At 37.5% G+C, this 13,377-nt stretch carries 16 protein-coding genes and 1 pseudogene; 15 read left to right on the forward strand and 2 right to left on the reverse strand.

The features are described from left to right. Positions 1–89 precede the first annotated feature (89 nt). Genes aroK through ACPT9C_RS03990 form a run of 3 tightly spaced genes read left to right on the forward strand, consistent with a single transcriptional unit; the run spans position 90 to position 2,602 of the window. Positions 90–632 carry a shikimate kinase AroK gene (gene aroK, locus ACPT9C_RS03980; protein WP_021035613.1) on the forward strand — a complete coding sequence of 181 codons (543 nt, stop codon included), beginning with the start codon at positions 90–92 and terminating at the stop codon, positions 630–632. Positions 633–651: 19 nt separating this feature from the next. Beyond that, the gene (gene aroB, locus ACPT9C_RS03985; RefSeq protein WP_050948961.1) at positions 652–1,740 is read left to right on the forward strand and encodes a 3-dehydroquinate synthase; all 1,089 of its coding nucleotides are present in this window, start codon (positions 652–654) and stop codon (positions 1,738–1,740) included. Between the two features lies 1 nt (position 1,741). Then, a complete protein-coding gene (locus ACPT9C_RS03990) occupies positions 1,742–2,602 on the forward strand; it encodes a Dam family site-specific DNA-(adenine-N6)-methyltransferase (RefSeq protein WP_050847669.1) in 861 nt (286 codons plus the stop codon). A gap of 32 nt (positions 2,603–2,634) precedes the next feature. Here the strand turns inward: ACPT9C_RS03990 and mobA are convergent, their stop codons facing one another. After that, complete coding sequence (gene mobA / locus ACPT9C_RS03995) at positions 2,635–3,210, reverse strand: molybdenum cofactor guanylyltransferase MobA (RefSeq protein WP_050948962.1); 576 nt, start codon at positions 3,208–3,210, stop codon at positions 2,635–2,637. A 64-nt stretch (positions 3,211–3,274) separates the two neighbouring features. Here mobA and ACPT9C_RS04000 point away from each other — a divergent pair, with 64 nt between their 5' ends. The 12 genes from ACPT9C_RS04000 to ACPT9C_RS04055 all read left to right on the forward strand — a co-directional run bounded on the left by ACPT9C_RS04000 (position 3,275) and on the right by ACPT9C_RS04055 (position 12,102). After that, positions 3,275–3,541 (forward strand): YihD family protein, encoded by a 267-nt coding sequence (locus tag ACPT9C_RS04000; protein ID WP_021035610.1) that lies wholly within the window; start codon positions 3,275–3,277, stop codon positions 3,539–3,541. Between the two features lie 12 nt (positions 3,542–3,553). Continuing rightward, on the forward strand, positions 3,554–4,171 hold the full coding sequence (gene dsbA, locus ACPT9C_RS04005; RefSeq protein WP_050948963.1) for a thiol:disulfide interchange protein DsbA: 618 nt from the start codon (positions 3,554–3,556) through the stop codon (positions 4,169–4,171). 61 nt (positions 4,172–4,232) lie between these two features. Continuing rightward, the gene (locus ACPT9C_RS04010; protein ID WP_050847672.1) at positions 4,233–4,568 is read left to right on the forward strand and encodes a DUF413 domain-containing protein; all 336 of its coding nucleotides are present in this window, start codon (positions 4,233–4,235) and stop codon (positions 4,566–4,568) included. Between the two features lie 143 nt (positions 4,569–4,711). After that, entirely contained in the window at positions 4,712–5,803 is a 1,092-nt protein-coding gene (gene trmA / locus ACPT9C_RS04015) for a tRNA (uridine(54)-C5)-methyltransferase TrmA (protein ID WP_050948964.1), read from the forward strand. After that, positions 5,785–6,558 carry a class I SAM-dependent methyltransferase gene (locus ACPT9C_RS04020; protein ID WP_050948965.1) on the forward strand — a complete coding sequence of 258 codons (774 nt, stop codon included), beginning with the start codon at positions 5,785–5,787 and terminating at the stop codon, positions 6,556–6,558. The genes trmA and ACPT9C_RS04020 overlap by 19 nt, the downstream gene beginning before the upstream one ends. Further along, positions 6,552–6,986, forward strand: coding sequence for a SoxR reducing system RseC family protein (locus ACPT9C_RS04025; protein ID WP_021035605.1), 435 nt, complete (start codon positions 6,552–6,554; stop codon positions 6,984–6,986). The genes ACPT9C_RS04020 and ACPT9C_RS04025 overlap by 7 nt, the downstream gene beginning before the upstream one ends. 112 nt (positions 6,987–7,098) lie before the next feature. Next, positions 7,099–7,320, forward strand: a complete 222-nt coding sequence (locus tag ACPT9C_RS04030) for a hypothetical protein (protein ID WP_050948966.1) — start codon at positions 7,099–7,101, stop codon at positions 7,318–7,320. Between the two features lies 1 nt (position 7,321). Beyond that, on the forward strand, positions 7,322–7,477 hold the full coding sequence (locus ACPT9C_RS04035; RefSeq protein WP_160315142.1) for a hypothetical protein: 156 nt from the start codon (positions 7,322–7,324) through the stop codon (positions 7,475–7,477). Continuing rightward, the gene (gene mobB / locus ACPT9C_RS04040; protein WP_050948967.1) at positions 7,474–7,989 is read left to right on the forward strand and encodes a molybdopterin-guanine dinucleotide biosynthesis protein MobB; all 516 of its coding nucleotides are present in this window, start codon (positions 7,474–7,476) and stop codon (positions 7,987–7,989) included. Before ACPT9C_RS04035 ends, mobB begins: the two co-directional genes overlap by 4 nt. After that, complete coding sequence (locus tag ACPT9C_RS04045; RefSeq protein WP_050948968.1) at positions 7,986–9,374, forward strand: MDR family MFS transporter; 1,389 nt, start codon at positions 7,986–7,988, stop codon at positions 9,372–9,374. The genes mobB and ACPT9C_RS04045 overlap by 4 nt, the downstream gene beginning before the upstream one ends. Positions 9,375–9,520: 146 nt before the next feature. Further along, positions 9,521–11,164: an ABC transporter substrate-binding protein gene (locus ACPT9C_RS04050; RefSeq protein ID WP_192888190.1), complete on the forward strand. Its 1,644-nt coding sequence runs from the start codon at positions 9,521–9,523 to the stop codon at positions 11,162–11,164. Between the two features lie 176 nt (positions 11,165–11,340). Next, positions 11,341–12,102 (forward strand): HugZ family heme oxygenase, encoded by a 762-nt coding sequence (locus ACPT9C_RS04055; RefSeq protein WP_050948970.1) that lies wholly within the window; start codon positions 11,341–11,343, stop codon positions 12,100–12,102. Between the two features lie 115 nt (positions 12,103–12,217). Here the strand turns inward: ACPT9C_RS04055 and ACPT9C_RS04060 are convergent. Next, positions 12,218–13,368: pseudogene (locus ACPT9C_RS04060) on the reverse strand (serine dehydratase subunit alpha family protein). Positions 13,369–13,377 lie beyond the last annotated feature (9 nt).

Here is a 13,377-nt window from a genome sequence, read left to right on the forward strand (position 1 = left end):
GGGAGATCTTTCTATCTTCTGCATTTTTACGCAGTTTATTTTCATTAGAAATGATCGCATTTTATTTCACTTTTATTAGATAAAGAACAATGGCGGAAAAACGTAATATTTTTTTAGTAGGGCCAATGGGGGCGGGTAAAAGCACTATCGGTCGTCAATTAGCACAACAGCTTAATATGGATTTTATTGATTCCGATGCAGTGATTGAAGAACGTACGGGCGCGGATATTAGCTGGATTTTTGATTTGGAAGGCGAAGACGGCTTCCGCAAACGTGAAGAACGCATTATTAACGAACTCACACAAATGCAAGGTATCGTTCTTTCAACTGGTGGTGGCGCAGTGCTTTCTAAGGAAAGCCGTAATTATTTATCAGCACGCGGTATTGTGATTTATTTAGAAACGACGGTGGAAAAACAATTCCAACGTACTCAACGTGATAAAAAACGTCCATTGCTTCAAGATGCAGAGAATCCTCGTCAAGTATTGGAAGATTTAGCAAAGACTCGCAACCCGTTTTATGAAGAAATTGCGGACATCACGTTGCCAACCGATGAACAAAATGCCAAAGTAATGGTAAATCAAATTGTTGATTTAATTGATAATATGACTGGACTAAATGGTTCGCTTTAAACACACCTAAGGATAAATTATGTTGTGCGTCAATGTGGAATTGCAAGAGCGTCGCTATCCTATTTTAATTGGTAGTGGCTTATTGCAAGATGAACGTAGTTACCCGATTAAACCTGGGGATCGCGTGATGATTGTAACGAATCCCACGGTTGCACAGTTTTATCTTGATACAGTTATCTATGCGTTAGAAAAACGTGGTTGCGTGGTCGATCATGTTTTATTGCCAGATGGCGAAAAATACAAAACACTTGAATCTTTAAACTTAATTTTCACCGCTCTTTTGAAAAATAATCATGGACGAGATACCACGATTATTGCATTGGGAGGCGGCGTAATTGGCGATGTTGCTGGATTTGCTGCGGCAAGTTATCAGCGCGGCGTCCGTTTAATTCAAATTCCAACCACATTGCTTTCACAAGTGGATTCTTCAGTGGGCGGTAAAACGGCGGTTAATCATGAATTAGGCAAAAATATGATTGGCGCGTTCTATCAGCCATCAATGGTTATTATTGATACGCTCACGCTTAATACCCTTCCTAAACGTGAAGTAAACGCGGGGCTTGCCGAAGTTATCAAATATGGCTCCATTTTAGATTACGAATTTTTTGAATGGCTAGAACAACATATTGATGAACTTGTCGCTTTGCATCCTGAGGCACTTCAACATTGTATTTCTCGTTGTTGCCAAATTAAAGCAAATGTGGTCGCGAGAGATGAAACAGAAAAAGGCGATCGTGCATTGCTCAATCTTGGACATACTTTTGGGCATGCCATTGAAACTCATCTAGGTTATGGAAACTGGCTTCATGGAGAAGCTGTTTCAACGGGAATGATGATGGCAGCGGCACTTTCGGAAGAACTTGGAGATATTTCTATTGCAGATGTGTCTCGCCTTGAAAAATTACTTGCTCGTGCCAATTTGCCCACCGTATCACCGGATACGATGCAGCCGGAGGACTATTTACCGCATATGATGCGTGATAAAAAAGTTCTAGCGGGTAAATTGCGTCTGGTGCTACTCAAATCTCTAGGTCAAGCTTATGTGGCGAATGATACCGATCATACCCTCGTGTTAAATGCAATTCGTCGTTGTACTCAAACGGATTAAGATGTTACGTCCGAAAAAACAATCTTTAAAACCTAAGTTAAAACACCGTCCATTTTTAAAATGGGCGGGGGGAAAATTTCGCTTAACGGACGATATAAATAAAGCCTTTCCAAACAAAAAAAACTGCTTAATTGAGCCATTTGTGGGTGCTGGAGCAGTATTTCTTAATTCTAATTTTGAACGCTATATTTTGGCAGATATCAACCCAGATTTAATCAATCTATTCAATATTATTAAAGAAAATGTAGATGGTTATATTGAAGCTTGTAAACCGATTTTTTTTGCTGATGATGCCAATACACCCGATTATTACTATGCTAAACGTCGTCAATTCAATGCCTCTACGGAGCCTTTCGAACGTTCGATTATTTTTTTATATTTGAACCGTTTTGGTTTTAACGGATTATGCCGTTATAACAGCAAAAATGAATTTAATGTGCCTTTTGGGGCTTACAAAACTCATTATTTTCCAGAAGATGAATTACGTTATTTCGCTCATAAAGCGCAAAGTGCGGTGTTTTTATGTTGTGATTTTCAAAAAACTTTTGAACTGGCAGATAAAGATTCGGTGATTTATTGCGATCCGCCTTATGCTCCGCTACAACAGGATACTAATTTTACTGGTTATGCGGGCAATGAGTTTGGTCTAGCGCAACAACATGCTTTGGCAGATTTAGCGAAATCTATACAAAAAGAAAAACAAATTTCGATATTGATCTCTAATCACGATACTAAATTTACCCGTGAAATTTATAACGGTGCAAAATTTAAACGGGTAAAAGTTCAACGTTCTATTAGTCAGAATTCAGAAAAACGCGTAAAAGTGAAAGAGTTGATTGCGATATTTGGTGCCCGTAAATAATAAAAACAAACCGCACTTTTGCTAGTTATCGATTAGATTACTTTTTTTAAATCATCCAGCGTATTAAAATTCTCGAAGTTGCCTTCTTCTTTCGTAAATTTTACTGAAATCCCGTCATTTTCTTTCATAAACTGTAAAAGGCGTCGTTCACCCGATGCTAAATAGTGTCGTAATTGTTCTTTTAGTTGAACGGACATTAAACAAAAAACGGGATGTTCACGTTCCTCATCGCAAGCATAAGCAATGAAAGTGCGGTCATTTTTAACCGCACTTTGGAGTTTATCTAAAAGATTCGTAGGGAAAAAAGGCGTATCACAAGGTGTAAAAAGGATGAAGTCACTTTTTGTCTTTTCTAGGGCTGTTAGCATGCCGCTCAATGGCCCTTGAAAATCGGGTAGTTCATCGGAAAAAACAGGAAAGCCAAATTTTGCATATTCTGTTTGACTTCGGTTAGCGTTAATTGAAATATCATGAACTTGTGGCTGCAAGCGATTAATAACATGTTGAATTAAAGATTGTTTACCTAAAATCTGTAATCCTTTATCTTGCCCGCCCATTCTGCGTGCTTTGCCACCTGCCAAAATTACCGCGCTTATTGTGATTGTCATATTTTAATCTATCATTATTTCAAGTATCATTTGCCTATTTTTTACGATTAAAAAGGAAATAGCAATGAAATGTAAGCGTTTAAATGAAATTTTGGAACTTTTACAGCCTTATTGGTCTAAAGACCCAGATCTGAGCTTAATGGAAATTTTGCAAAAAATTGCCAATGAATCAGGTTTCCAAAAGCCATTACATGAATTAACTGATGAAGTGATTATTTATCAGTTAAAAATGGATGGTACAGATAAACATGAGCCAATTCCTGGTCTCAAAAAAGATTACGAAGAAGATTTTAAAACCGCATTGCTCTGTGCTCGCGGTATCATTAAATAAGAAGGAAAGCAAATGAAAAAAGTATTACTTGCGTTAGGTTTAGGTGTTAGCACGCTTATGTCTGTAAATAGTTTTGCCGCAGATTTACAAGAAGGCAAACAATATGTTCAAGTGAGCCAACAAGCTTCACAACAAAAAGAAGTGATTGAGTTTTTCTCATTCTACTGCCCGCATTGTTACGCCTTTGAAATGGAATACAAAATTCCACAACAAGTCAAAGATGCTTTACCAAAAGATGTGAAATTTAAACAATATCATGTAAATTTCTTAGGTCGTCAATCTGAAAACTTAACGCGCGCTTGGGCGTTAGCAATGGCATTAGGCGCAGAAGGTAAAGTAAAGGCACCATTATTTGAAGCGGCTCAAAAAGATGCCTTGAAATCAATGGATGATATTCGAGCTATTTTCTTATCGAATGGTGTAACCGCCGAGCAATTTGATGGTGGCATTAATAGTTTTGCAGTAAATGGTTTAGTTAATAAACAAGTAAATGCCGCAGAACGATTTAAAGTGCATGGCGTACCTGATTTTTATGTCAATGGTAAATTCCGCGTAAACCCTGAAGGGTTAAATTATGATGATTTCGTGAAAGATTATGTGCAAACCGTAAAAGGTTTATTGCAAAAATAACGAAAAATTGGTTTAATGCCTGCCCTATTTTATAAATATCAATGAAAGAAGAGAGAATATTATGGCTGCAAGTTTTAGCGTAACGCGTCGTTTTTTTGATGACAAAAACTACCCACGTGGTTTTTCCCGTCACGGTGATTACACAATCAAAGAATCACAGGTGCTTGAGCAATATGGTCAAGCGTTCAAAGCATTGGATTTAGGGGAACGTGAGCCAGCGACTAAAGAAGAAAAAGATTTCGTCGCTTTTTGCCGTGGCGAGCGTGCAGCAGAGACTTTCTTTGAAAAAACTTGGAATAAATATCGCTCTCGTATTAACACTAAAAAACGTGTTTACACCTTATCTGGTGATGTGAGTGAAGCTGCTTCTAGCGGAGATGATTATTCCGGCGAATAAGATACATTAAATGAGGCAGGCGGAAGTCTGCCTTTTGTTTTTGAATAGCTTGTGAAATATTGCGTAATTCACGGCCGATAACTTTATTCTCCTATCTTTGTATGAAAGATCCGTCTTCATACATCCTATGAATACTAATTTCTATGCAATTACCGATTTCTCAATACAACGAACTGCTGCAAAAAAAACTTGAAAAATTAACCGCACTTTTGCGTCCTTTCAATGCACCTGATATTCAAGTTTTTGACTCTCCAACAAGTCATTATCGTATGCGTGCGGAGTTTCGTATTTGGCACGAGCAAGATGATTTTTACCATATTATGTTTGATCAAGCGACCTTGCAGCGTTATCGCGTAGATGAATTTCCAATCGCTAGCACACTGATTAATCGAATGATGCAAACCTTATTACCTTTGTTAAAACAACAAGAAGTGCTACACAAAAAATTATTCCAAATTGATTATCTTAGCACCTTGAGTAATAAGATTATTGTGAGCTTGCTTTATCATAAAACACTCACTGAAGAATGGGAAAGTGCGGCTAAAAATCTGAAAGATTTACTCGAAAAGCAAGGTTTTGATGTGCAAATAATCGGGCGTGCAAGTAAACAAAAAATTTGTTTTGAGCAAGATTATGTGGATGAAGTTTTACCTGTGAATGGCAGAAATTATGTCTATCGCCAAGTCGAGAATAGTTTTACCCAGCCAAACGCAACAGTAAACTGCAAAATGCTTGAATGGGCAATTGATTGTACCCAAAATAGCGAAGGTGATTTATTAGAACTTTACTGTGGCAATGGTAATTTTTCTATCGCACTTGCACAAAATTTCCGTAAGGTATTAGCAACAGAAATCGCCAAACCTTCTGTAGCCGCCGCACAGTTTAATATCGCTGAAAATAAAGTCGATAATTTACAAATTATTCGTATGTCAGCAGAAGAATTTACGCAGGCTATGAATGAGGTTCGAGCCTTTAATCGATTGAAAGGGATTGATTTAAAATCTTATGAATGTAATACCATTTTTGTCGATCCACCTCGCGTAGGGCTTGATCCTGATACAGTGAAACTCGTACAAAATTACGATCGCATTTTGTATATTTCCTGTAATCCACATACGCTGTGCGATAATCTTATTGAACTATCAAAAACGCACCGCATTGAAAAAGCAGCGTTATTTGACCAATTCCCTTATACTGACCACATGGAAAGCGGCGTATGGCTCATTCGCAAGTAGGTATTCAACTAATTTCTGAATCTTCAGAAAAAACATTAGCAGAATTGACCGCACTTTGTGCTGAACACAACATTATTCATGATGAACAAAGCCCACTTGCACTTGTTCAAACCGATGAACGTTTAGAACTTCGTAAACTAGACGAACCTAAACTCGGGGCGGTTTATGTTGATTTTGTAGGAGGCACAATGGCTCATCGTCGTAAATTCGGTGGTGGTCGTGGTGAAGCTGTAGCGAAAGCGGTAGGCGTTAAAGGTTCGGAATTGCCAACGGTTATTGATGCCACAGCAGGTCTAGGACGTGATGCCTTTGTGCTAGCCGCAATTGGTTGCCAAGTCCGTTTAGTAGAACGTCATCCTATTGTTTTTTTACTTCTACAAGATGGTTTAAATCGTGCTTATCAAGATGAAGAAATCGGCGAGATGTTGCAACAAAATTTGTGCTTGCTGAATGTTCAGCATATTAATGAACTTGATCCTAATATCGATTATGCTGATGTGGTTTACCTCGATCCAATGTATCCGCATAAACAAAAATCTGCACTAGTAAAAAAAGAAATGCGTGTATTCCAGCATTTAGTCGGGGCTGATTTAGATGCCGATGAATTACTTTTACCTGCATTACAATTAGCTAAAAAACGTGTGGTCGTGAAGCGTCCTGACTATGCGGAATTTCTTTGTGGAAAACAACCGCACTTTAACCGTGAAACGAAAAATCATCGCTTTGATATTTATATGGGAGCATCACAATGCTAAGAGAAAGCGCGGTTGTTATTAGCTATGAAAATGGCATTGCCAAAGTGAAATGCCAATCCCAAAGTGCCTGTGGACAATGTGCGGCTAAAAACAGTTGTGGAACATCAAGTCTCTCCGAATTAAACGGTAAACGTGGCGAGCATATTTTTCATGTGGAAACATTAATGCCATTACGCGAAGGTCAAATTGTTGAAATTGGATTAGAAGAAAAGTCGATGTTGTTGTCGGCATTATTGATGTATGTTGTACCGCTTCTAACTTTACTGATTGCGACGATGTTGTCCGATTGTATCAGCGATAATGAAATCCTGCGTGCCATTTTAATCTTTGGATTAACCGCACTTTCTTTTATTTTTGTAAAATCTTACAGTAGAAAATTAGGACAACAAACAGAATTTCAGCCTGTTTTATTGCGCATATTATCTTAAGTTTTTTATTCGCTTTTTATTATTTCTGCGATCTAGATCGCAAACTATAAAGCTAGTTGAGTAATTCTCTTTCTATTCCAGCAAAATTTCTCTTTTATTCATCGGAGAAACTATGCTGAATTTATTTAAATTGCCCATTGAAAAAAGCTCTTTAGAGGTTTGGTCAAAACTCAGTGATGATGTGGCAAAAGTTGCTATTCTAGCAATGCCTGTTATACTTTATGGCGAGCAACCGCTTTTCCTAAAAGGATTAAATATTAGTTTTTTGTGCATTATTGTTTATGCTTGTCTTGTGATGGGGCGTAAATTTCGTCAATTAGTGGAGGGGAAATAATATGTGGCTTACTATAGGGCTTGGCATTGTTGCGCTTCTTGCTATAGGCGGACTTATTTTTGCCAATTATGTGGCAAAACATTCTGAATTTATTAACCCCGATCTTTCGGGGTTTTCCGTATCTAAAGTGCGGTTATTTTTAAGGTTATTTTTATGAACAATCAGATTCCTTTACTTGGAATTACCGGTTATAGCGGTAGTGGTAAAACAACGTTGTTAGAAAAACTTATCCCAGAACTTATCGTTCGTCACATTCGCGTTTCAGTGATTAAACATAGCCATCACAATATGCAAGTTGATAAAGAAGGAAAAGATAGTTGGCGTATGAAAGAGGCGGGTTCTTCTCAAGTCATTTTAGCGAATGATGAACATTGGGCGATCATGACGGAAACACCAAAACCTGTTTCATTGGATTATTTAGCACAACAATTTGACCGCACTTTAACAGATTTAGTGTTGGTGGAAGGCTTTAAACAAGAGCCAATTTCAAAGATTTTGCTTCACCGTCAAGAAATGACAAAACCTTTACCCGAAATTGACGAATATGTAGTGGCGGTTGCGACGAATTATCCCCTTGAAATTGATCGTACTTTGTTGGATATTAACTGCATTCCGCAAATTGCCGATTTTATTGAAAATTGGTTGCACCATTTTCACGGAGCACGATGACTGAATCCAATGCCTATCGTGGTTTAGCTTGGGTAGCAGCAATGGCACTTTTTATGCAAAGCCTCGATGCGACCATTCTAAATACAGCTTTACCCGCGATATCTTCCGATTTACATAAACCCGCCTTTGAAATGCAAATGGCGATTATTGCTTATTCTTTAGCTGTTGCATTATTTATTCCTCTTACCGCTTGGGCTGCAGCAAAATTTGGAACATTGAGCGTTTTTCGTGGTGCAGTTTTTACGTTTATTTTAGGATCTATCGCTTGTGCTGCTGCGCCTAATTTAGAAAGTTTAATTTTAGCCAGAGTGATTCAGGGGCTAGGCGGAGCATTTATGATGCCCGTTGCACGTTTAGCTATTATTCAAGCGGTACCTAAACAACAATTAGTGAATGCTTGGAATTTAATGGCAACTGCAGGTTTGATCGGGCCAATTCTAGGACCTATTTTAGGTGGATGGTTAGTCATTCACGCCAGTTGGCACTGGATTTTTTTAATCAATATTCCAATTGGTGTGCTAGGGATTTTGGCATCGGGTAGCGTGATGAACAATATCAAAGGCGAGGCAGAGAAATTAGATTGGACAGGTTTTTTACTCTTTGCATCAGGGCTAGTTGGCATTACGCTTGGTTTGGATTTACTCGGCGAAAGTCAGCATAATTCAAGTGTAACTTATAGCATATTAGTTGTTGGTATTTTATTACTCGTGGCTTATTGTGGTTATGCCAAAAATAATGAAGATGCTATTTTACCTTTATCCCTTTTCCGCACTCGTACATTCAGATTAGGCATTATTGCCAATATTTTTATCCGATTATCTGCATCTGGTGTGCCCTTTTTATTGCCTTTAATGTTTCAATTATCTTTCGGTTATAGTGCGGAAATGTCAGGCTGGCTCTTAGCACCGATTGCGTTAATTTCTGTGATGTTGAAAATATTAATTGGACGAATTTTAAATCGTTGGGGCTATAAAACAACGCTAATTTCATCCGCACTTTTGATGGCTGGCTCTGTGATTTCAATGGCTTGGTTAGATAAACAAAGTTCTCTGACTTGGATCATTTGTAATCTTATGTGGTATGGGGCTTGTATGTCGATCATTTTTACTTCAATCAATACATTAGCAGTCGGTGATCTTTCAAAACAACAGTCTGGCACAGGCTCTACCGTATTAAGTATTGTACAGCAAGTTGGGATTGGATTTGGTATTGCTGTGTCATCAATAATCTTAAATCTTTATCGACATTTCTTTAGCGCAAATGATGGCTTACAACAGGCATTCAGCTATACTTTTTTAACTTCATCACTTTTTGCAATCGCCTTAGTTTGGTCGCTTATGAAATTACATAAAAATGATGGCGATCATTTACGAAAAATGCCTTAGATTAATTTGTTATAATCCATAGAATTTTTTTATTTAAAAAAAGGGAAATTTGCTTATATCTTATTGATATTTCTTGTTGGTGGAGATAGCTCCATCGTTTAACCATAAATGGTGGGGCATTCCCTGCCTAACATTGAGGTATGCTTATGAAACTAAAAGCAACATTAACTCTCGCCGCTGCAACTCTTGTTTTGGCTGCTTGTGATCAATCTAGTTCGGCAAATAAATCTACCGCTCAAACTGAAGCAAAATCCTCGTCAAATAATACTTTCGTTTATTGTACAGCGAAAGCTCCATTGGGATTTAGCCCTGCGTTAATAATTGAAGGTACTTCTTATAATGCAAGCTCACAACAAGTGTATAACCGCTTAGTTGAATTTAAAAAAGGCTCAACGGATATTGAACCAGCTTTAGCTGAAAGCTGGGAAATTAGCGATGATAGCTTAAGTTATACTTTTCATTTGAGAAAAGGGGTTAAATTCCATACAACAAAAGAATTTACCCCGACACGTGATTTTAATGCAGATGATGTTGTATTTTCATTCCAACGTCAGTTAGATCCAAATCATCCATATCACAATGTATCTAAGGGGACTTATCCATATTTCAAAGCAATGAAATTCCCTGAATTGTTAAAATCTGTGGAAAAACTAGATGACAATACAATTCGTATTACCTTAAACAAAAAAGATGCGACTTTCTTGGCAAGTTTAGGTATGGATTTTATTTCTATTTATTCCGCAGAATATGCTGATGCAATGCTGAAAGCAGGTAAACCAGAAACGCTTGATAGTCGCCCAGTGGGGACAGGCCCTTTTGTTTTTGTGGATTATAAAACAGATCAGGCGATACAATATGTTGCGAATGAAAATTATTGGAAAGGTAGAACACCTTTAGATCGTTTAGTTATTAGTATTGTGCCTGATGCAACAACACGTTATGCAAAATTACAGGCAGGTACTTGTGATTTAATTTTATTCCCAAATGTAGCGGATTTAGCCAAAATGAAAACAGATCCAAAAGTACAACTTTTGGAACAAAAAGGTTTGAATGTGGCATATATCGCATTTAATACCGAAAAAGCACCGTTTGATAATGTCAAAGTGCGCCAAGCGTTGAATTACGCAGTGGATAAAAAAGCGATTATTGAAGCGGTTTATCAAGGTGCAGGAACATCAGCTAAAAACCCACTTCCTCCAACAATTTGGAGTTATAACGATGAAGTTCAAGATTATCCGTACGATCCAGAAAAAGCAAAACAACTTTTAGCTGAAGCGGGTTATCCAAATGGTTTTGAAACTGATTTCTGGATTCAACCTGTTATTCGTGCTTCTAATCCAAATCCAAAACGTATGGCTGAATTAATTATGGCGGATTGGGCGAAAATTGGTGTAAAAACTAACCCAGTGACTTATGAATGGGCTGATTATAGAAAACGAGCAAAAGAGGGAGAATTAACTGCGGGTATCTTTGGTTGGTCTGGCGATAATGGTGATCCTGATAATTTCTTATCCCCATTATTAGGTAGCCCAAATATAGGTAATTCTAATATGGCACGTTTCAATAATTCAGAATTTGATGCTTTACTTAATAAAGCTATTGGATTAACCAATAAGGAAGAACGTGCGGAACTTTATAAACAAGCTCAAGTTATTGTCCATAATCAAGCACCTTGGATTCCAGTTGCCCACTCCGTTGGCTTTGCACCACTTAGTCCTCGAGTAAAAGGTTATGTACAAAGCCCATTCGGCTATGATGCTTTTTATGGTGTGAGTGTTGATGGTAAATAATTCATATTGATTTACTTATTCTAAGCCCTTATTTATAAGGGCTTTTTATTTATCAAAGGATTATTCTGTAAAAAATATGTTAAATCACTTTAACTTGAGTATAATGCTCAGCATTATTTCTATCGGATATGATCCCGTAGAATAATAAAAATTAATTGTTAATATAAGGAACAAAAATGGATTTCAATCGAATTATCACTCATATGAATGATCATCATCAAGATGATATGGCTGCCCTTTGTAAAAAATTTGGTGGCGAAAAGGAAATCACAGATGTGACGTTAGTTAATGTAGATTTTGCTGGTTTAGATTTTAAATATAATGGTGGCAAAACATTACGCGTGGAATTTCCACAACAAGCTGACGAAGGTTCAATTAAACAAGCGATTATCAATCTTTGTGTAGAAAATAAACCAGTTGCAAATTACGATCGTATCAAAGCTAAAATTGATGAATTTCGTCAAGAATTTAAAAGCTGTGTGCTTGCCACTTTAGATAAAGATGGCTTACCGATGGCGTCTTATGCACCAATTATTTCGCTTGATGGAAAATATTATATTTATATCAGTGCCATTGCAGAGCATTATGACAATTTAAAACGCAATCCAAATCAAGTGGAAGTGATGTTTTTAGAAGATGAAAACAAAGCAAAATCAATTATTGTGCGTACTCGCTTACGTTATAAAGCAAGTGCACGTTTTATTCCTCGCAAAGATCCAATTGTTGAACAAGTCTTAGATAAATTAGCGGAAACGATGAATGATGTAGGCGGAATTAAAACGATTCGTGAATTTACTGATTTTGATTTAGTTGAACTTACATTTGGAACAGGCCGTTTTGTAAGAGGTTTTGGCCAAGCCTATTTAATTGATGCTAATGGGGAAATTTCTCATATTGGTGTGAAAGGCAATCCACACGAAAAAGAAAGCGATAAATAATATTGTTTCTTAATGAAGATAAAGGGTTGAGTATAAATTTATACTCAACCCTTTTGTTTACGATAAATGCTAATGAAATTGAAATTTCTTTATTTTTCACCGCACTTTATTTTCATTAAGGACAAGGTTTACTCACCATAATTTCAATAACCTGTCTGTCGATATGTTGCATACTTTTTGATGCAATAGCACAGAGATTATCAATGGTTCGATCAAGATCATGTTCGACAATCCCTTCGTTGCCAGTAACATGGGTTTCATCCATTGCCATAAGTACTGATTCATAGCCCGAAGCAACGTTGGTGGAGACTTTCATTGCACAGCTATTGGCTGCACCACCACAAATGATGCCACTAATATCGCCAATCATGCTACAGATACCCATACTAGCTGTTTCAAATTTGCCTGTGAGTAAATAAGCAATACCAGCACAACTTCCCATTGATGCCGTAGTTACAGCACAAAGAGCGGAGAGTTTTGGCAATTTACTATGAATATAAATCGCCATTAAGTGGGATAAGAAAAGTGCGCGGATTCGTTTTTCTTCACTTACTTTGAGATAATCTGCAACGACAACAACAGGCATCGTTGCCGCAATACCTTGATTGCCTGAACCAGAATTGCTCATCGCTAGCAAGGTTGCGCCGCCTATTCTTGCATCTGATGCGGCTGTGGTTTCAATCATAATTTTGCTTAGCAAATCATCAGAAATTAAACCACTACCCACTTGTTTTCTCAACGTGCGACCAATATGCAAGCCATAATTTTCTCGCAAACCCTTATCTGAAAGTGCTAGATTAAGCTCTGCAGCTTGACGAATAAAACGAATTTTTTCTAATTCAACAGCATTGGAAAATTCAAAAATCTCTCGTGCAGTAATTTGTTTGAAGACTTCATAGGGATCGCAATTGGTACACTCACTAATTTTTGTTCAAGCATATTTTTGGCGGCAGTAACTTGCTCTGGCGTAATATGTTTTAATACTTCCAAACCGCCATCTGGATTACCGCCTAATGCGCCAATTGCCGCAGCTATGGGCAATCTCACCATACCTGTTCCAGGCACGGCAACGCCCAATCCATTTTTCATTAAGTTAGGAGATACTTTGGCTTCAATGTGTTCAGGTTTTTTGCCTAAATATTTCGCTGTTGTAGCAGATGCGAACGCAAGAGAAATCGGTTCGGTACAGCCTAAGGCTGGCACAACATCATTTTTAACGATTTGGAGTAATGGTTTTTCAATTTCGTTAAGTCTTTCTAAATTCATTATTACCTA

Source organism: Haemophilus sp. HN_Hi16, assembly GCF_049823435.1.
Taxonomy (GTDB): Bacteria; Pseudomonadota; Gammaproteobacteria; order Enterobacterales; family Pasteurellaceae; genus Haemophilus; species Haemophilus influenzae_D.